Below are 18,208 nucleotides of genomic sequence, written 5' to 3' on the forward strand. Positions count from 1 at the left end.
TCCCTCCGGCGACGTCGAACTCCCCTGCGGGTCTTTGAACCCTCGCGGGATCCAAGTGGCCGTCCGTGGGTTGACGCCTAGGGGCATGCGCTTGGAGCTCATGCCATGAGGCCGTGAATGAATCCGTCGGATGTCGCCGTCGATCTGTCGATCTTCCACCTGTTTATGAATGCCCACTTCGTCGTGAAGCTCGTGATCATCGGGCTGATCCTGGCGTCGGTGTGGAGTTGGGCGATCATCTTCGAGAAGTTCTTCCTGTTCGCCAAGACGCGGAAGGAGGCGGACAAGTTCGAGCAGGTGTTCTGGTCCGGCCAGTCGCTCGACGAGCTCTACCAACTTGGCGCAGCGGCGGAACACCGGCATGGCGGCGCTGTTCGTGGCGGCGATGCGCGAGTGGAAGCGCTCGACCGACGGGAGAGCGGCGACCGTGCGCTGAAGCCCATGCCGGGCGTGCAGCACCGGGTCGAGAAGGTGATGGACGTCACCATCGGCCGCGAGGTGGAGCGGCTCGAGCGGCGGCTGACCTTCCTCGCCACGGTCGGCTCGACCGCGCCCTTCGTCGGGCTGTTCGGCACGGTCTGGGGCATCATGACCAGCTTCCAGGCGATCGCCACGAGCAAGAACACCAGCCTCGCGGTGGTGGCGCCGGGCATCGCCGAGGCCTTGTTCGCCACCGCGCTCGGCCTGCTCGCGGCCATTCCGGCGGTCATTTTCTACAATAAATTCAACAGCGAAGTGGCGCGGCACGCGGCCCGTCTCGAAGGCTTCGCCGACGAGTTCTCAGCCATCCTGTCGCGGCAAATCGACAAGACCACGTGAGGCCCGATCATGGGAGCAGGACTTCAACCAGGCGGTGCCTTGTCCAACCGCCGCGCCAGACGGCGCTCCGGCCTACCGATGAGCGAGATCAACGTCACGCCCATGGTGGACGTGATGCTCGTACTCCTGATCATCTTCATGGTCACGGCGCCGCTGCTCACCGTCGGCGTCGACATCGACGCCAACGCGACCTTGCCCGAGGTGGAATTGCCGGCGACCGAGGCGGGGCCGGTGAACCCGGAGCAGGCGCCGCTTAGCATCACCGTCGATGCTGACGGAAAAATCTTCCTGCAGAACACCGAGATCGGCTTTGACGAACTTATGCCCAAACTTACTGCTATCCGGGATGCCGGTGGCGGAACGCAAGTGTGGGTTCGCGGCGACAAGGGAACGCCTTACGGCAACGTCGCGAAGGTGCTGGTCCGGATCAAGGAAGCCGGCCTGCCCGTGACCCTCGTCACCGATCAAGTGGATCAACCCTGACGGGGAACTCTTCCAGGACCATGGGCCCGAGTACCTTCATCTCTGCCGCACTGCATGTGGCGATCGTGCTGTTCGCCATCGTCGGCCTCTCGTCGTCGCATATGTCCGCGCCGCTCGTCGCCGTTCCCGTCGATCTGTCGACGACGGCGGACATCACCAAGATCAAAGCGGGCATGAAGGACGCGAAGGACGACGCGCCGCTCGCCGCCAAGCCCGAAGAGAAGAAGCCGCAAGCGGTGAAGGAGAAGACCGCCAAGGCGCCTGAGCAGACCGCGGCGATCAAGAAGCCCGAGAAGACGGCCGAAGCGCCGAAGCCGCCCGCGCCGAAACCTGCTGCCAAGGCTCCCGAAGCGAAACCGGAGAAGACGGCAGAGGCGCCGAAGCCGCAACCGAAGCCCGCCGCGCCGGTGCGCAAGCCCGAGCCGCCGAAGCAGACGGCCAAAGCCGATACCCCGAAACCGGCGCCCAAGACGAAGGACTTCGATACCGACCGCATCTCCGCGCTGCTCAACAAGATTCCCGATGCCGTCGACGAGCCCGAGCCGCAAGACTGGGCGGCGGAGACGAAGCCGGTGCATGGACAATCGAACGGCACGGAGATGGCGATGTCGGTGAACGAGATCGACGCCTTGCGTGCGCGCATCGCCGATTGCTGGACGCCGCCGCCGGGCGGGCTCGGGGCGGACGCCATCGTCGTCAAGATCCGGCTCAAGCTGAACCAGGACGGCACGCTCGAAGGCTATCCGAGCGTCGCGAACTCCGGCTCGTCGCCCTTCTTCCAGGCGGCGGCGGATAGCGCGGTGCGCGCGGTGTTCCAGTGTCAGCCTTATGCGCTGCCGGTGGCGAAATATGCGCTGTGGCGCGACATGATCCTCAATTTCGACCCAAGCCAGATGTATCGCAGCGGCTAGGGGGACATTCACGATGCGGCGATCATCTCTCATTGTGCTTGCGGGCTTGCTCGGTGCCGTCGTGGCGCCGCTGCCGGCCTATGCGGTGGTCGAGCTCGACATCACGCAAGGCACCATCCAGCCCATGCCGATCGCCATTGCCGATTTTGGTGCGGGGCTCGGAATCGATCCCGAAGCGGCGCGTGAAATCTCGACCGTCGTGGCGGAGGATCTTCAATCCTCGGGCCTGTTCGCGCCGATCGACCAGGCGGCGTTCATCGAGCGCGATCTCGCCATGAGCAGCGTGCCGCGCTTCGAGGACTGGCAGGTCATCAACGCCCAAGCCCTTGTCGTCGGGCATATCGGCTCGACCAACGGGAAGATCCGGGCCGAGTTCCGGCTGTGGGACGTGCTGTCCGGCAAGCAGCTGGTGGGCGAGCAGGTGTTCTCGCGGCCGCAGGAAGCCCGCCGCCTCGGCCACATCATCGCCGATACAATCTATGAGCGCATTACCGGTGAGAAGGGCTATTTCGACACGCGTATCGTGTACGTCGACGAATCGGGCCCGAAGGACCGGCGCATGAAGCGCTTGGCCATCATGGATCAGGACGGCCACAACGTACGGTTGTTGACCCAAGGCCAGAGCCTGGTGCTGACGCCGCGATTCAGCCCCTCGACCCAAGAGATCACCTACATGTCCTACGAGGGGGCGGAGCCGAAGGTCTATCTGCTCAATATCGAGACCGGGCAGAAGGAGATCGTCGGCGCCTTCCCGGGGATGACTTTTGCCCCAAGGTTCTCGCCCGACGGCATGCGCATCGTCATGAGCCTCGAGCAGGGCGGGAATTCCAACCTTTTCGCCATGGATTTGCGCAGCCGGCGGACCTTGCAGCTCACCAATACGGACGCGATCGACACCGGGCCCTGCTACGCGCCGGATGGCCGCCAGATCACCTTCGAGACCGATCGGGACGGCTCCAGGCAGATCTATGTCATGGACGCGGACGGCTCCAATCAGCGCCGCATCAGCCAGGGGGAGGGCAGCTACTCGACCCCGGTATGGTCGCCCAGGGGCGATCTCATCGCCTTCACCAAGATGCTCGGCGGGCGATTCCTGATCGGTGTGATGAAGCCCGACGGGACGGGCGAGCGCATCCTCACCGAGGGGTTCCACAACGAGGGTCCGACCTGGTCGCCCAACGGCCGGGTGCTCATGTTCTTCCGGGAATCCCCCGGTGCCGGCGGCGGTCCGCGGCTCTACACGATCGACCTCACGGGCTACAACGAGCGCCAGGTCGCGACCCCGGCCTTCGGCTCCGACCCGGCCTGGTCTCCCCTGATTAATTAGCTGTTTTCAGCCATTTTTTGGCTGGTTGTGGACTGCGCGCGGCGGTTGCGGCCTATTTGCAACAGTCGATTACGCTTTCTTAATCGGAGTGCCTCAACGTCGTTAACCACACCTTGATCGGCGTCTCCGAGCGGGATAGCTTGAGCGGGCTGGAGGATGAGATTCGGAGTGGCATTTTAGCATCAATGACCGGCAAAACGGTCCCTGGACAATAGTCCGATCTTGATCTGAAAACGTCGCCCCGGTACATGCAAAGACGGCTATTGCCGTTTTAACCAAAGGAGAGAAGACCATGCAGGGTTTGAAGGGCGTTATCGCCGCTGTCATGCTCGTGGCCGCCGCCGTTTCGCTTGGTGGCTGCTTCGGCCATCACGAGAAGGCCGTCGTCATGGAGCCGCTGAAGCTCGGCTAAATCACGACACTGATTTGCCGTGGAAGCTCCTGGCTTCCGGGCAAAACGGGACATGGATGCCGGAGCGCCGTAGCTGATGCGGCGGCGCTCCAGGCATCCTTTTCCTTTTTAGGGCCCTGATTTCGGCCCCGCCGTGTCGGGCTCCGTCTCTCGGAGCCCGGAAACCGGCCCATAAACGCCACCTTTTTCCGTCTTAACCATATCGCTGCGGAAGCCCTCGGGGGCCTCCGGAGCTAAGACATCGTTAAGGACTTCACTCCTACGATTTTCTTAAATTTAGCGGGAGTTAAGTACATGCGTTTCCGTGGTGGGGTCGGCCACGCCTGCAAGCTCGCGGGTGTGCTCTTGGCGGTCGGTTTGGCGCTCGGCGCCTGTTCGAAGAGCCAGCAGCCGAAGGAATACGGTCTCGGGGGCGAGGGGCCGGCCACGCCGGGCAGCACCAGGGATTTCTCGAGCAATGTGGGCGACGTGGTCCACTTCCAGGTGGACAGCGCCCGGCTGACGGGCGAGGCGCAGAACATCCTGCGCAAACAGGTCCGCTGGCTCAACCAATACGGGCAATACACCGTGACCATCGAAGGTCATGCGGACGAGCGGGCAACGCGCGAATACAATCTCGCGCTCGGCGCTCAGCGGGCCATGGCGGTGAAAGGCTTCCTGCTCAGCAACGGCCTCAGCGCCCGGCGGGTCAAGACCATCTCCTACGGCAAGGAGCGGCCGATCGCGGTGTGCGACGACATCTCCTGCTGGTCTCAGAACCGTCGTGCTCAGACGATCCTGAATGCGGGCGCGGTGGCCCGCTACTAGACCTTGTCGCTGGACGGTTTGTGGGCCAAACACACCTAAGTTTGGCCCCAAAGGGCCCGGCAAATGGACGCGTTCCGGCGGATTCGCCGCGGCTCGTGTCCATCGCCGCGTGAAGCTCCGCGCCGGTCCTGCTGACAAGGTCGCAAATCGTGCTCCCATCGCTTCACATTTGGGGTCCCACACGGGGGACCCGCGTCCATCTCGCCGCGCTGGCGGTCTGTGTCCTGCTGGGTCTCGCGCCGGGCCGGGCGCTGGCGCAAGACGGCGGCGATCTCGATGCCCGCGTCGGCAAGCTTGAGACGGAGATCGCCGATCTCAAGGCCATGGTGGGGCGTCTGGAGGCGCTGGTCCGCGCCAAACCGAGCCTGGCGCCAGGGGTGTCGGGCGCCGCTCCAGCGGGCGATGGCGATCTCGACTCCCGCGTGAGCGTGATCGAGACGCAGATCGGGGCGCTCACCAATCAGATGGCCATGATGGGCGGCCAGATGGGTGGTCAGGCCGGCGGGGCCGATGCCACGCCACCGCCGCCGGCCGATGTCGCTGCGGCGGAGGAGACGATGCCCCCGGCGCCCAAGTCTGACACCAGCAAGCCCGATATCGCGCCCGACGTCATGGAGGCTCTACGGGACGAGCCGGCACCGGCCGAGGCCGCGCCCAAATCAGCGCCCCTTGCGCCTCAGGCCGCGATTCCGCCGCAGGCCGACGACAGCGATCCGTCGAAGCCGCGCTGGTATGGGCCAAGGGCCGGCGGACAACAGCCCGATGGACAACAGCCCGGCCAGGCGGAAGCCGACGATAACGCCCCCCAATCGATCCTGCCACCGTCCGCCACCGGCGCTGTGCCGGACGACGCGGCCCAAAGAGACGACTTGGCCAAGAGCCTTGCCGCGCTCCCCGACGGCGACGCCCAGGCGCTTTACGAGCAAGCCTACGGCGATCTTCTGCAGCGCGATTATCCGGCGGCCGAGACGGGCTTCGCCAAGGTGGTGAAGACCTATCCGAAGGATCCGCTGGCGGGCAGCGCGCAATATTGGGTCGGCGAGACCTATTACGTGCGCAAGCAATACAAGAAGGCGGCCGACAGCTTCCTCGCCGCCTACCGCAAATACTCCTCCAGCGACAAGGCGCCCGACAGCCTGCTCAAGCTCGGCATGTCGCTCGCGGCTCTCGGCCAGAAGGATGCCGCCTGTTCCACCTTTGCGGAGCTCAACGACAAATTCCCCGACATGCACGATCATCTGCGCAATCAAGCCAAGGGCGAGGCAGACAAGGCTGGCTGCAAATGCGCGCGGCGGACCGGTCTCGCGCCAAGAAGCGGACATGCTGTTTCAGCCGCTGTTGCGTTATGCCCGCGTGGCGCTCGCGGTGTCCGGCGGTCCGGACAGTCTGGCGTTGATGCATCTCGCGGCGCGCTGGCGTGCCGCGCGGAAGGACGGTCCGGCGCTCTCCGTGTTCACGGTTGATCACGGCTTGCGTCCCGGCGCGCGTGACGAGGCGCTGATGGTCGGCCATGCCGCCGCGCTGTCGCTGCCGCATACGATCCTCGCCTGGAAAAACCAAGGCGACGTCACCACGGGCGTGCAGGCCAGCGCGGACGGCGCGCTACGACCTGATGACGGCGGAGGCGGTCGCGCACGACATCGGCGCGCTCGTCACCGCCCATCATCTGGACGATCAGGCCGAGACCTTCTTGATGCGGCTGAAGCGCGGCAGCGGCCTCGATGGTCTCGCCGCCATGGCCGAGACGGGGGCCTGGGCCCGCTCCCCTTGCTCCGGCCGCTGCTCGACGTGCCGAAGGCGCGGCTCGTCGCCAGCGCCGAGGTGGCGGGGCTCGCCTTCGCCGTCGATCCGAGCAACGCGGACCCTCGATTCGAACGCGCGCGTCTGCGCGGCGCCAACGATGCCTACGCCAAGCTCGGTCTGACGCCGGAAGCCCTGGCGCTGTCGGCGCGGCGCCTGCGGCGGGCCCGCGCGGCGCTCGACGAGGCGGCGCAAGAGCTTCTCTCCCGCCATGCCGAGACCAGCGATGCCGGCTATGCGGTCGTCGATTGGACGGCGCTCGCAACTTGCCCGGAGGAAATCGCCCTGCGGTCGCTGTCGCGCCTTCTGGCGTCGGTCGGCGGCAGCGAGGACCCGGTGCGCTTGGCCAAGCTCGAGGCGCTGTTCGCCGCGCTCCGCGAGCATCCCGACAAGGCTCATACGCTCGGCCGCTGCCGCATCGCGCCGCACGGCGAGGGGCGGCTCGGGATCTTCCGCGAGATGCGGCGGGACGGGCTACCGGTGCTCGAGCTCCATCCGGGCGAGGGGGCTCTATGGGACAATCGCTTCCGGGTCACGCTTGGGACCGCCGCGCCGCGGACCCTTACGGTGCGGGCGCTTGGCGAGAGCGGCTGGCGTCAGCTCCGCGAGGCCGAGGCCCTGCCGGACTCGCTGCCGCGGCTCGCGGCCCGGGCGCTGCCGGCCTGCTGGCGCGGCGAAAGCCTATTGGGGCTGGCTGACTTCCGTCAGGCGCCTCAGTGCTCCACGCCTTGCTCGCGCCACGAAGCGCGCCTTGACTGCCAAGCAACGTTCCTGCGGGGGCCGATCCGAGAGCCGAGGCGGGACGCCGCAGCGATCCTAAGCCGTTGAGGAAGCATGCACCTCTTTGCGTTAGCTTTACTTGGCAAAAGTCGTGCAGGTTCCTATGTTAACTGGGCTTACTGGCCATTCTGAGCCAGTTTTTCGGGGGCAACGCTCTTAACGCCGCGCGCCTCTCAGCCAAGCCGTCAGGTCAGGTCAGTTCATGAATTCGAACTTCCGTAATTTCGTGATTTGGGTGTTCATCGCCCTTCTTCTGGTTGCTCTTTTCAACCTGTTCCAGACGCCCGGCGTCCAGGTCCGCGGCAACGAGGTGAGCTTCTCGCAGATGCTGTCCGAGGTCGAAGGCGGCAACGTCCAAGACGTGACCATCGCCGGCAATCAGATCACCGGGCATTACACCGACGGCCGGAGCTTCCAGACCTACGCGCCGAACGACCCCAACCTGGTCGACAAGCTGAACAGCAAGGGCGTGAAGATCACCGCCAAGCCGTCGGAGGAAGACGTGCCGTCTCTGTTCGGCGTGCTGATCTCCTGGTTCCCCATGCTGCTCCTGATCGCCGTGTGGATCTTCTTCATGCGCCAGATGCAGTCGGGCGGCGGCCGCGCCATGGGCTTCGGCAAGTCCAAGGCGAAGCTGCTCACCGAGCGCCACGGCCGCGTGACCTTCGACGACGTCGCCGGCGTCAACGAGGCGAAGGACGATTTGCAGGAGATCGTCGAGTTCCTGCGCGACCGCCAGAAGTTCCAGAAGCTCGGCGGGCGCATTCCGCGCGGCGCGCTTTTGGTCGGGCCTCCCGGTACCGGCAAGACGCTGCTGGCGCGGGCCATCGCCGGCGAAGCCAATGTGCCCTTCTTCACCATCTCGGGCTCCGACTTCGTCGAGATGTTCGTCGGCGTGGGTGCGTCCCGCGTGCGCGACATGTTCGATCAGGCGAAGAAGAACGCGCCCTGCATCATCTTCATCGACGAGATCGACGCGGTCGGCCGTCATCGCGGCGCCGGTCTCGGCGGCGGCAATGACGAGCGCGAGCAGACGTTGAACCAGTTGCTCGTCGAGATGGACGGCTTCGAGGCCAATGAGGGCATCATCCTCATCGCCGCGACCAACCGCCCCGACGTGCTCGATCCGGCGCTTCTGCGTCCGGGCCGTTTCGACCGCCAGGTCGTGGTGCCGCGTCCCGACATCATCGGCCGCGAGAAGATCCTCAAGGTGCATGTGCGGAAGGTGCCGCTGGCGCCGGATGTCGACTTGCGCGTCATCGCGCGCGGCACGCCGGGCTTCTCCGGCGCCGATCTCGCCAACCTCGTCAACGAGGCGGCGCTGCTCGCCGCGCGCCGTTCCAAGCGCCTCGTCACGCAGCACGAGTTCGAGGACGCCAAGGACAAGGTGATGATGGGCGCCGAGCGCCGCTCCATGGTCATGACCGAGGAGGAGAAGACGCTGACGGCTTACCACGAAGGCGGACACGCGCTCGTGGCGCTGCATCAGCCGGCGTCCGATCCGGTGCACAAGGCCACCATCATTCCGCGCGGCCGCGCGCTCGGCATGGTCATGCGCCTGCCCGACGGGGACATGCTGTCCCACACCCGCGCCAAGCTGAAGGCAGACATCGCCGTCGCCATGGGTGGCCGCGTGGCCGAGGAGATCGTGTTCGGCCACGACAAGGTCACTTCCGGCGCCTCGTCCGACATCAAGATGGCGACGCAGCTCGCGCGCGCCATGGTCACCCAGTTCGGCATGTCCGATAAGCTCGGCCCGCTGGCCTATGGCGACAACGAGGAGGAAGTGTTCCTCGGCCATTCGGTGGCGCGGCAGCAGAACCTGTCCGACGAGACCCAGAGCATCGTCGACGAGGAGATCCACCGCATCGTCGATGAGGGGCTGGAAGGCGCGCGCAAGATCCTGTCGGAGAATATCGACGATCTGCACATCGTCGCCCGCGGCCTGCTCGAATACGAGACGCTGTCGGGTCAGGAGATCAAGGACCTCCTCAACGGCAAGCCGCCGGTGCGCGATGTGCCGGAGGAGGATACGGTGCGCCCCGGTCCCGCCTCCGCTGTGCCGACCGCCGGCCGGGGCAAGAAGCCGCCGGAGCCGGACGCTGGCGGCATGGAGCCGCAGCCGACCTAGACACGGCTCTCCAAAGCATTTGATTTGCGCATGCCCGGCCTTGTGCCGGGCATGTTGCTTTGTGCTAAGGCTCCCCCATGGCTGAAAAGAATACGGCAGATGGGAAGCTCTATCTCCGGCCCATCGGGTTTCTCTACGGACCGCCGGCCGACGCCGGCATCGAGGATGGCTTGGCGCTGCCTTTGGCGGGCGGGCCGATCGCCTTCACGTCCGCGGTCCTGATCGAGGGCGATCCGACCAATTCGCGGCGGCGGCTGTTTCCCGTGAGCGCGCTGAAAGAGGTGCGCGACGCCGATCTCGGCGCGGCGCTTTCGCGCGTCACCGCGCAGCGGGCGCCCTTCGCCGGCTTAGACCTTAAACGCCCGGCGCTCATGGGCATCGTCAACGTCACCCCGGACAGCTTCTCCGACGGCGGTCTCTACGACACCACCGAGGGCGCCATCACCCATGCGGCGGAGCTGGTGGAGGCGGGAGCCGACATCGTCGATGTCGGCGGCGAGTCGACGCGGCCGGGTTCCGACAGGGTCGAGGACGAGGCGGAGCGCGACCGGGTGGTGCCAGTGCTGGACGGGCTCAAGGGCATCCACGCCGTCATCTCCATCGATACGCGGAAAGCGCCTGTGGCACGGGCGGCGGCGGAAGCCGGCGCCAAGATCCTCAATGACGTGTCGGCGCTCACCCACGACCCGGCCTGTCTGGACGTGGCCGTGGAGGCGGGACTCGATCTGGTGCTGATGCATGCCCAAGGCGAGCCCAAGACGATGCAGGACGACCCCACTTACGACGACGTGGTGCTCGAGGTGTTCGACTATCTAGAGGCGCGCATCGAAGCTTGCGTGGCCGCCGGCATCGACCGCTCCCGCATCGCCGCCGATCCGGGTCTCGGCTTCGGCAAGACGCTCGCCCACAATCTCGCTTTGCTCGCCAATCTCAGCGTGTTCCACGGCCTGGGCGTGCCGCTCCTGGTCGGCGCCTCGCGCAAACGCTTCATCGGCGGGGTGGGCCAGGGCCGCGATCCCCGGTCGCGGGAGCCGGGTAGCCAGGCGGCGGCGATCGCGTCGGCCGCGCAAGGGGTGCAGATGTTGCGGGTCCATGACGTGGCGGGCAGCCGCCAGGCGCTGGATGTTTGGCGCGCGAGCATGTTCGGCACTGAAAATTAAGGCAAATTTCACGCCGCGCTTAGACTGGCCGTGTAATTTTTGCTTACATTTTTTGAACGCAAGCAGGCTATGAGGAGGCGCATAATCCGATGTCGCGCCAGGCAAATCCAAAAACGGGGAATGCGCCGTCTGGCGGCGTAGACGGGGGAAGTACCGGGATGGCTCGCAAGTTTTTTGGCACGGATGGTATCCGTGGCAGCGCCAATTCCTATCCGATGACCTCGGAGGTGGCGCTGAAGGTCGGCATGGCCGCCGGCAAGGTTTTCACCAATGGCTCGTACCGCCACCGCGTGGTGATCGGCAAGGACACGCGTCTGTCCGGCTACATGATCGAGTCCGCGCTGGTGTCCGGCTTCACCGCCATGGGCATGGACGTGTTCCAGCTCGGCCCGATGCCGACGCCCGCCGTCGCCATGCTGACCCGCTCGCTTCGCGCCGATCTCGGCGTGATGATCTCCGCCTCGCACAATCCTTTCATCGACAACGGCATCAAGCTGTTCGGACCGGACGGCTACAAGCTTTCCGACGAGACCGAGGAAGAGATCGAGAAGCTGATGGAGGGCGACCTCACCGAGTTGCTCGCCCCGCCGGAGAAGATCGGCCGCGCGACCCGCATCGACAGCGCGCGGGAGCGCTATATCGAATTCGCCAAGCGCACCCTGCCCAAGAATCTGCGCTTCGACGGCATCCGGGTGGTGATCGATTGCGCCAACGGCGCCGGTTACAAGGTGGCGCCGGAAGCCCTATGGGAGCTCGGCGCGAGGGTGATCAAGATCGGCGTCGATCCGAACGGTCTCAACATCAATAAGGATTGCGGGTCGACGGCGCCGCATGCCCTGATCCGCAAGGTCCAAGAAGTGCGCGCCGATATCGGCATCGCGCTCGACGGCGACGCGGACCGCGTGGTCATCGTCGACGAGAAGGGCTGCATCATCGACGGCGACCAGTTGATGGCGGTCATCGCCGAGTTCTGGCTCAGGCGCGGACGGCTCGCCGGCGGCGGCGTGGTCGCCACGGTGATGTCCAATCTCGGACTGGAGCGCTATCTTGAGGATCTCGGCCTCGGCCTGACCCGCACGCCGGTCGGCGACCGCTACGTGGTCGAGCATATGCGCCAGCACGGCTACAATGTCGGCGGCGAGCAGTCCGGCCATATCGTGCTGTCGGACTTCTCCACCACCGGCGATGGCCTGGTCACGGCCTTGCAGATCCTGGCCGTGGTCGCCCAGAGCGGCAAGCCGGTGAGCGAGGTGTGCAACCGCTTCGAGCCGCTGCCGCAGATCCTGGAGAATGTCCGCTACAAGAATGGCCAGCCCCTCGACAATGTGGGGGTGCAGCGGGCGATCAACGACGGCAAGTCCAAGCTCGGCAAGGCCGGACGCCTGGTCATCCGTCCTTCGGGCACGGAGCCGGTGATTCGGGTCATGGCCGAGGGCGACGACGCGGGGCTGGTGAAGACCGTGGTTTCGGACATCGTCCACGCCCTGTCGGATGCCGCCGCGGCCTAGGCTGCGGTTTCCTGGCAATCTAAAAGACTAACGTTTTCAGGAAGTTGCCGCTCGCCAGAGCCACGCGCCCGGCGTCTTGTGGCTGGCACGCCACAGCTGTCCCGTCCTGGGACCGCGCTTAGGAGTCCATTAACCAATCCCGCCGATAGTCGCCCTCATGAGACAGCCAGCGTGACCTGAGCCGCAGGTCATTGGATCGCCAGGCTGCAGTCAGAAGGGGTAATCAGATGGGACAGACTCGCTCATTCATTCTCGGCGTTGCCGCGCTGGTCCTAGGCCAGACGGCGAGCGCCTATGCCGCCGATCTCGGTCTTCCGCCGCCGCCGCCGCTCGAATATCCCGCGCCTTGCGTGGGCTGCACGGGGCCGGTCTACCTGAAGGGCTTTATCGGCGGCGCCAACCCCAATGTCGGCGACATCAGCACGGAGCTTTTCCAGTTCAATGACTTCGAAGTCTTCCACGAAGACATCAAGAGCTCGCCGTTCTTCGGCGTCGGCATCGGCTACGAGTTCAACACTTGGCTCCGCTTCGATGTCACCGGTGAATATCGCGGCAAGTCGCTGTTCATCGCTCAGGATCGCTATCCGGGCGGCAACGGCACCTTCAGCCGAGCCAGCAACGACGCCGACGGCACCTTCCTGCCGGGCACCAACGAATATACCGCCGACATCGAGAGCTGGGTCGGCCTGGCCAACGCCTATATCGACCTCGGCACCTATATGTGCATCACGCCTTATGTCGGCGGCGGTATCGGTATGGCTTCGGTCTCCGTGCTCGGCCTCAAGGACGTCAACGTGCCGAATGGTGGTGTCGCCTATGGCGCCGATCACACCGAGACGAATTTCGCCTGGGCCGTCTACGGCGGTCTCGCCTATGACGTGAACCCGTCCGTCACGCTCGACCTGTCCTACCGCTACACCGATCTCGGCAACGCGCGGTCGGGGACGGTGACGTCCTACGACAACACCAGCTCCTACGCCGGCGTGGACATCGACGACATCACGTCTCACGACGTCATGCTCGGCGTGCGCTGGAAGCTCGGACATCAGCCGGCAGCGCCGATGCCGGTGGCCTTCAAGTAGACCCATCCACCACAGCCGACTGCTAGCCTTAACCGCCCGTCTTCCCGACGGGCGGTTTTTTCTTGAGCGGCGGACCGGCGGCGCGCTCTTGACGGGCATATGCGCCGCTCGTATGGGCATCTCCACATGCGAGCCTCGTCTCGTTCCTTCAGGAGACTGCCGTGACCCTGCCGCCAAAGCCGGCGCTACGCCCCGCCAATCCGCGCTTTTCCTCCGGCCCTTGCACCAAACGGCCGGGCTGGACGCCGGAGGCGCTGAACGGCGCGCTGCTCGGGCGCAATCATCGCCAGCCGGAGACCAAGGCGCGCATCGAGGCGGCGCTGCTCAAGACCCGCGACTTGCTCGAATTGCCTGACGACTATCGCGTGGCGCTGGTGCCGGCTTCGGACACGGGCGCGGTGGAGATGGCGCTGTGGTCGTTGCTGGGGCCGCGCGGCGTCGACGTGCTCGCCTGGGAGGCCTTCAGCCGCGACTGGGTGACCGATATCCTCGACGAGTTGAGGCTCACCGACGTCCGTCCGCTGCTGGCGGCCTATGGCAGTCTGCCCGACCTTTCCGAAGTGGATTTCGACCGCGACGTGGTGTTCGCCTGGAACGGCACCACCTCCGGCGTGCGCGTGCCGAACGCCGACTGGATCGCGGCCGACCGCAAGGGTCTCACCATCTGCGACGCCACCTCCGCCGTGTTCGCCCAAGACCTCGATTGGCGGAAGCTCGATGCGACCACCTATTCCTGGCAAAAAGTGCTGGGCGGCGAGGCGCAGCACGGCATGCTGATCCTGTCTCCGCGCGCGATCGAGCGGCTCGAGAGCTACGCGCCGCCCTGGCCGCTGCCGAAGCTGTTCCGCCTGACCAAGAACGGCAAGGTGATGGACGATCTGTTCGAGGGCTCGACCATCAACACGCCGTCCATGCTGTGCCTCGAGGACTATATGGACGCGCTCGCCTTTGTCGAAAGCGTGGGCGGGCTCAAGGGCACCATGGCCCGGGCCGACGCCAACGCGGCGGTGATCGCCGACTGGGTCGCCAAGACGCCTTGGGTGGAGTTCATGGCGCGGGCGCCCGAGACCCGCTCGAACACGTCCGTCTGCCTCAGGATCGCCGATTCCGAGATCGCGGCGCTGCCGCCGGAGGCGCGCGATGCCTTCCCGCGGTCCATGGCGGCGCGGCTCAGCCGGGAGGACGTAGCCAAGGACATCGCGTCCTATCGCGATGCGCCGGCGGGCTTGCGCATCTGGACCGGGGCCACGGTGGAGAGATCGGACGTCGAGGCGCTAATGCCCTGGCTCGACTGGGCCTTCGCTTGCGAGAAAGCGGCGTTAGCCAAGGCGGCCTAAGCCGCCAGGGAAGGCTCGCATCGGGCGGGCGGCCACGCTATAACGGGACACGGCCCCGCGCTCTTTCGGGGCCGTTTCTGCGTCTAACTCCAGGATTTAGAGGATTTCATAGTGGCCAATGTCGTGGTCGTCGGTTCCCAATGGGGCGACGAAGGCAAGGGCAAGATCGTCGACTGGCTGTCGGAGCGCGCCGATGTGGTGGTGCGCTTCCAGGGCGGCCACAATGCCGGCCATACGCTGGTGGTCGACGGCACGACCTATAAATTGTCGCTGCTGCCCTCCGGCGTGGTGCGCAAGAACAAGCTCGCGGTGATCGGCAACGGCGTCGTCGTCGATCCTTGGGCTTTGGCGGAAGAGATCGCCCGCATCGAGGCGCTCGGGGTCGCGATCAGCCGCGACAACCTGCGCATCGCCGAGAACGCCACGCTGATCCTGCCGCTCCACCGCGAGCTCGACGCGCTGCGCGAGGCCGCCGCGGGCGCCGGCAAGATCGGCACGACCAAGCGCGGCATCGGCCCCGCCTACGAGGATAAGGTCGGCCGCCGCGCCGTGCGCGTCATGGACTTGGCCGACTTGCAGAGCCTGAAGCCCAAGATCGAGCGCATCCTGGCGCATCACAATCCCTTGCGGCGCGGCTTGGGCGAGCCGGAGATCAGCGCCGATCAGCTTTGCGGCGAGCTCACGGCGATCGCGCCCAAGGTGCTGCCATACGTGGATACGGTGTGGTCGTTGCTCGACGCCAAGCGGCGGGAAGGCAAGCGTATCCTGTTCGAAGGGGCGCAAGGCGCGCTGCTCGACATCGACCACGGCACCTATCCCTTCGTCACCTCGTCGAACACCGTGGCGGCGCAGGCGGCGACGGGCTCGGGCGTCGGGCCCGGCGCGCTCCATTACGTGCTCGGCATCACCAAGGCCTACACCACGCGGGTGGGCGAGGGACCGTTCCCCACCGAGCTCACCGACGCGGTGGGCAAGGAGCTCGGCGAGCGCGGGCAAGAATTCGGCACGGTGACGGGCCGCGCCCGCCGCTGCGGCTGGTTCGACGCCTGCCTCGTGCGCCAGACCTGCACCGTGGCCGGCATCAACGGCATCGCGCTGACCAAGCTCGACGTGCTCGACACGCTGCCCGAGCTCAAGATCTGCACCGGCTATACGCTCGACGGCAAGGAGATCGAATATCTGCCGGCGGCGCAGATCCAGCAGGCGCGGGTCGAGCCGGTCTACGAGATCATGGAAGGCTGGAAGCAATCGACGCGCGGCGCGCGCTCTTGGGCGGATTTGCCGGCGCAATGCATCAAATATGTGCGCCGGCTCGAAGAGCTGGTCGGCGTGCCGGTGGCGCTCCTTTCCACCAGTCCGAAGCGCGAGGACACCATCCTCGTGCACGACCCCTTCGTGGGTTAGGCTTCGTCATGGCTGACGCGAAATATCCCTGGAAATTGGTGTGGATCACCGGCGCCTCCGGGGCCATCTGCGGCGAGATCGCCCGGCGGTTGGCCGCCGCCGGCGTGACTGTGGCCGCCACGGCGCGGCCGAGCGACCGGCTCGACAAGCTCGGCCGCTTCGGAGAACATCAAAGCCTTCCCGGCGGACGTGCTTGACGCCGATGCGCTGAAAGCGTGCGCCGCCAAGGTCGAGGCCGACCTCGGCCCCATCGACATGGTGCTGCTGGGGGCGGGCATGTATGTGCCGTTCGACATCCGCAATATCGATGTCGACGGCTTCCACAAGACGATGGCGCTCAACGTGGACGGTGTGATCAACGGCGTGGCCGCCGTGCTGCCGTCGATGCTGGCGCGCCGCCAAGGCCATGTCGCCATCATGGGCTCGCTGTTCGGCTATGCGGGCTGGCCGGGGAACGGCAGCTACGGGGCGAGCAAGGCGGCGGTGATCAATCTCGCCGAGAGCCTGAAACTCGAGCTCAAAGGCACCGGCGTCGACGTGACCATTATCAATCCGGGCTTCGTCGATACGCCGCTCAACGCCGCTTACGACCCGAAGAAGAAGCTGTTCGTCATGAAGACGGAGCGCTGCGCGCGGAAGATCCTCGAGAAGCTGCCGAACCGCCCTTACGAGATCGCCTTCCCGCCGCAGGTCGAGGGCTTCCTGAAGACGGTGCGCAACATGCCGCGCAGCCTGTCCTTCCCGCTGGTGCGCTGGTTCATCAAGTCCATGGGTGCTTAGGCCAAATTGTACCCATTCGCTTGAAGCCTCCTTCATCTGGCTAGGAAACGATCGTCGTCCCCGCGCAACCGTGAAGTCGGCCGCGCGTTTTTCGGCTTCTCAAGACGTAGGAGATCCTGGCGATGAAATATCTTGGTAGTGCCGTTCTGGCGTTGGGCGTCGTGGCTTTTGCGACCACGGCCTCGGCCGCGGTGGTGTGCAACGGCGACGGCGATTGCTGGCGGGTCAAGCGGACCCATGAGTATCCCGCAGGCGTGAACCTCAACATCTATGGTGACGAGTGGGAGCCGGGCGCCGGCTATCGCTGGCGCGAGCCGGGCGAGGGCCGCGGTTATTACCGTGGTGGCGTCTGGATCGGCTTCTAGACCTCAAAGAACATCGAGACCATCATGAGAGGCGCCGGGACCGTACGGCGCCTCTTTTGCTGTGCGGGTATGGACGACTAGGCTGCCTTGGTACGCGCCGGCGCCATGAATTCTGGGCCGACAGGCTCCTTCACCGTCTCATCGAGAATCTTGTCGATCTCTTTCATGGTGGCATTGTCGATGTGCCAGCCCATGACGTCGCCGATGGCGTCGAGCTGCGATGGCTTGCGCGCGCCCCAGAGCGCGATGGTGTCGCCGCGATCGAGAAGCCAGCGCACGGCAAGCGCCAGCACCGATTTGCCGAACTTGTCCTTGGCCAGCGCATCGAGCTTGGCGACGGCGGCGAGATATTGCGCGCGGCGCGGCGCCTTGAACTTCGGGTCGTTGTTGCGCAGATCGTCCCCGTCGAATGTCGTCTTGGCCGTGATCTTGCCGCTGAGCAGACCGCGGCACAGGGCGCCATAGGCGAGCACGACGATGTCATGCTTCTTGGCGTACGGCAGCACGTCGTCCTCGATGCCGCGCTCGAACAGATTGTAGGGCGGCTGGATGGTGGCGAGCGGCGCTTCCTTCAAAAAGCGGTCCATGTGCTCCGGCGCGAAATTGCTGACGCCGATGGCGCGGATCTTCCCGTCGCGCCGAAAGCCCTCGAGCGTCTTCGCCGTCTGCTCGAAGGCCGTCGCTTCGTCGGGCCAGTGGATTTGATAGATGTCGATGACATCGGTCTTGAGCCGCCGGAGCGAGTCTTCGAGCTCTTTCTCAAGCCGCGCCGGCTTCGAATTGCGGACGATCCCTTCGCCGCTCCAATCGAGTCCGGCCTTGGTGGCGATCAGGACTTTGTCGCGCCGGCCTTCCAGGGCTCGGCCCACGATCTCCTCGGACTGCCCGAAGCCATAGACGGGCGCGGTGTCGATGAGATTGATGCCGCGATCGAGGGCGTGATGAATGGTGGCGATCGCATCTTTTTCCTCGGTGCCGCCCCACATCCAGCCGCCAATGGCCCAGGTGCCGAGCGCGATGCGCGAGCTCGAAGGGCAAGCCGGCGATTTTCAAGCGTTCCATGTCTGGCCCCTTTCGCGTGCTTCTCCGGGGAGAACTCTTC

General features: G+C 65.6%; 17 protein-coding genes. 16 read left to right on the forward strand and 1 reads right to left on the reverse strand.

Annotation, left to right across the window (positions count from 1 at the left end):
* Nucleotides 1–117 precede the first annotated feature (117 nt).
* From tolQ to AUC69_RS11390, 16 genes are all read left to right on the forward strand, one after another.
* Nucleotides 118–819, forward strand: a complete 702-nt coding sequence (tolQ, locus tag AUC69_RS11320; RefSeq protein WP_244500219.1) for a protein TolQ — start codon at nucleotides 118–120, stop codon at nucleotides 817–819.
* A gap of 9 nt (nucleotides 820–828) precedes the next feature.
* Nucleotides 829–1,302: an ExbD/TolR family protein gene (locus AUC69_RS11325; protein WP_069442243.1), complete on the forward strand. Its 474-nt coding sequence runs from the start codon at nucleotides 829–831 to the stop codon at nucleotides 1,300–1,302.
* Between the two features lie 20 nt (nucleotides 1,303–1,322).
* Nucleotides 1,323–2,213, forward strand: a complete 891-nt coding sequence (locus tag AUC69_RS11330; RefSeq protein WP_069442244.1) for an energy transducer TonB — start codon at nucleotides 1,323–1,325, stop codon at nucleotides 2,211–2,213.
* A gap of 13 nt (nucleotides 2,214–2,226) precedes the next feature.
* The gene (gene tolB / locus AUC69_RS11335) at nucleotides 2,227–3,540 is read left to right on the forward strand and encodes a Tol-Pal system beta propeller repeat protein TolB (protein ID WP_069442245.1); all 1,314 of its coding nucleotides are present in this window, start codon (nucleotides 2,227–2,229) and stop codon (nucleotides 3,538–3,540) included.
* 706 nt (nucleotides 3,541–4,246) lie between these two features.
* Nucleotides 4,247–4,759 carry a peptidoglycan-associated lipoprotein Pal gene (gene pal, locus AUC69_RS11340; RefSeq protein WP_069442246.1) on the forward strand — a complete coding sequence of 171 codons (513 nt, stop codon included), beginning with the start codon at nucleotides 4,247–4,249 and terminating at the stop codon, nucleotides 4,757–4,759.
* 149 nt (nucleotides 4,760–4,908) lie between these two features.
* Nucleotides 4,909–6,222: a tol-pal system protein YbgF gene (ybgF, locus tag AUC69_RS18610; protein ID WP_069442247.1), complete on the forward strand. Its 1,314-nt coding sequence runs from the start codon at nucleotides 4,909–4,911 to the stop codon at nucleotides 6,220–6,222.
* A complete protein-coding gene (locus AUC69_RS19055; RefSeq protein WP_069442248.1) occupies nucleotides 6,155–7,387 on the forward strand; it encodes a PP-loop family protein in 1,233 nt (410 codons plus the stop codon). The genes ybgF and AUC69_RS19055 overlap by 68 nt, the downstream gene beginning before the upstream one ends.
* Before the next feature lie 154 nt (nucleotides 7,388–7,541).
* On the forward strand, nucleotides 7,542–9,470 hold the full coding sequence (gene ftsH, locus AUC69_RS11355) for an ATP-dependent zinc metalloprotease FtsH (protein WP_069442249.1): 1,929 nt from the start codon (nucleotides 7,542–7,544) through the stop codon (nucleotides 9,468–9,470).
* A 77-nt stretch (nucleotides 9,471–9,547) separates the two neighbouring features.
* A complete protein-coding gene (gene folP, locus AUC69_RS11360) occupies nucleotides 9,548–10,630 on the forward strand; it encodes a dihydropteroate synthase (protein ID WP_069442250.1) in 1,083 nt (360 codons plus the stop codon).
* Between the two features lie 158 nt (nucleotides 10,631–10,788).
* Nucleotides 10,789–12,138: a phosphoglucosamine mutase gene (gene glmM / locus AUC69_RS11365; protein ID WP_069442251.1), complete on the forward strand. Its 1,350-nt coding sequence runs from the start codon at nucleotides 10,789–10,791 to the stop codon at nucleotides 12,136–12,138.
* Nucleotides 12,139–12,365: 227 nt separating this feature from the next.
* A complete protein-coding gene (locus AUC69_RS11370) occupies nucleotides 12,366–13,220 on the forward strand; it encodes an outer membrane protein (protein WP_069442252.1) in 855 nt (284 codons plus the stop codon).
* A 161-nt stretch (nucleotides 13,221–13,381) separates the two neighbouring features.
* Nucleotides 13,382–14,557: a phosphoserine transaminase gene (locus tag AUC69_RS11375; RefSeq protein WP_069442253.1), complete on the forward strand. Its 1,176-nt coding sequence runs from the start codon at nucleotides 13,382–13,384 to the stop codon at nucleotides 14,555–14,557.
* Nucleotides 14,558–14,668: 111 nt separating this feature from the next.
* The gene (locus tag AUC69_RS11380) at nucleotides 14,669–15,961 is read left to right on the forward strand and encodes an adenylosuccinate synthase (protein ID WP_069442254.1); all 1,293 of its coding nucleotides are present in this window, start codon (nucleotides 14,669–14,671) and stop codon (nucleotides 15,959–15,961) included.
* A gap of 8 nt (nucleotides 15,962–15,969) precedes the next feature.
* Nucleotides 15,970–16,158 carry a hypothetical protein gene (locus AUC69_RS16440; RefSeq protein WP_083239364.1) on the forward strand — a complete coding sequence of 63 codons (189 nt, stop codon included), beginning with the start codon at nucleotides 15,970–15,972 and terminating at the stop codon, nucleotides 16,156–16,158.
* Nucleotides 16,151–16,741: an SDR family NAD(P)-dependent oxidoreductase gene (locus AUC69_RS11385; RefSeq protein WP_244500221.1), complete on the forward strand. Its 591-nt coding sequence runs from the start codon at nucleotides 16,151–16,153 to the stop codon at nucleotides 16,739–16,741. The genes AUC69_RS16440 and AUC69_RS11385 overlap by 8 nt, the downstream gene beginning before the upstream one ends.
* A gap of 122 nt (nucleotides 16,742–16,863) precedes the next feature.
* Entirely contained in the window at nucleotides 16,864–17,106 is a 243-nt protein-coding gene (locus AUC69_RS11390; protein ID WP_069442255.1) for a hypothetical protein, read from the forward strand.
* Between the two features lie 77 nt (nucleotides 17,107–17,183).
* Here the strand turns inward: AUC69_RS11390 and AUC69_RS11395 are convergent, their stop codons facing one another.
* A complete protein-coding gene (locus AUC69_RS11395; protein WP_083239366.1) occupies nucleotides 17,184–18,092 on the reverse strand; it encodes an aldo/keto reductase in 909 nt (302 codons plus the stop codon).
* Nucleotides 18,093–18,208: the final 116 nt, after the last annotated feature.

Source organism: Methyloceanibacter superfactus (genome assembly GCF_001723305.1).
GTDB classification, from domain to species: Bacteria; Pseudomonadota; Alphaproteobacteria; order Rhizobiales; family Methyloligellaceae; genus Methyloceanibacter; species Methyloceanibacter superfactus.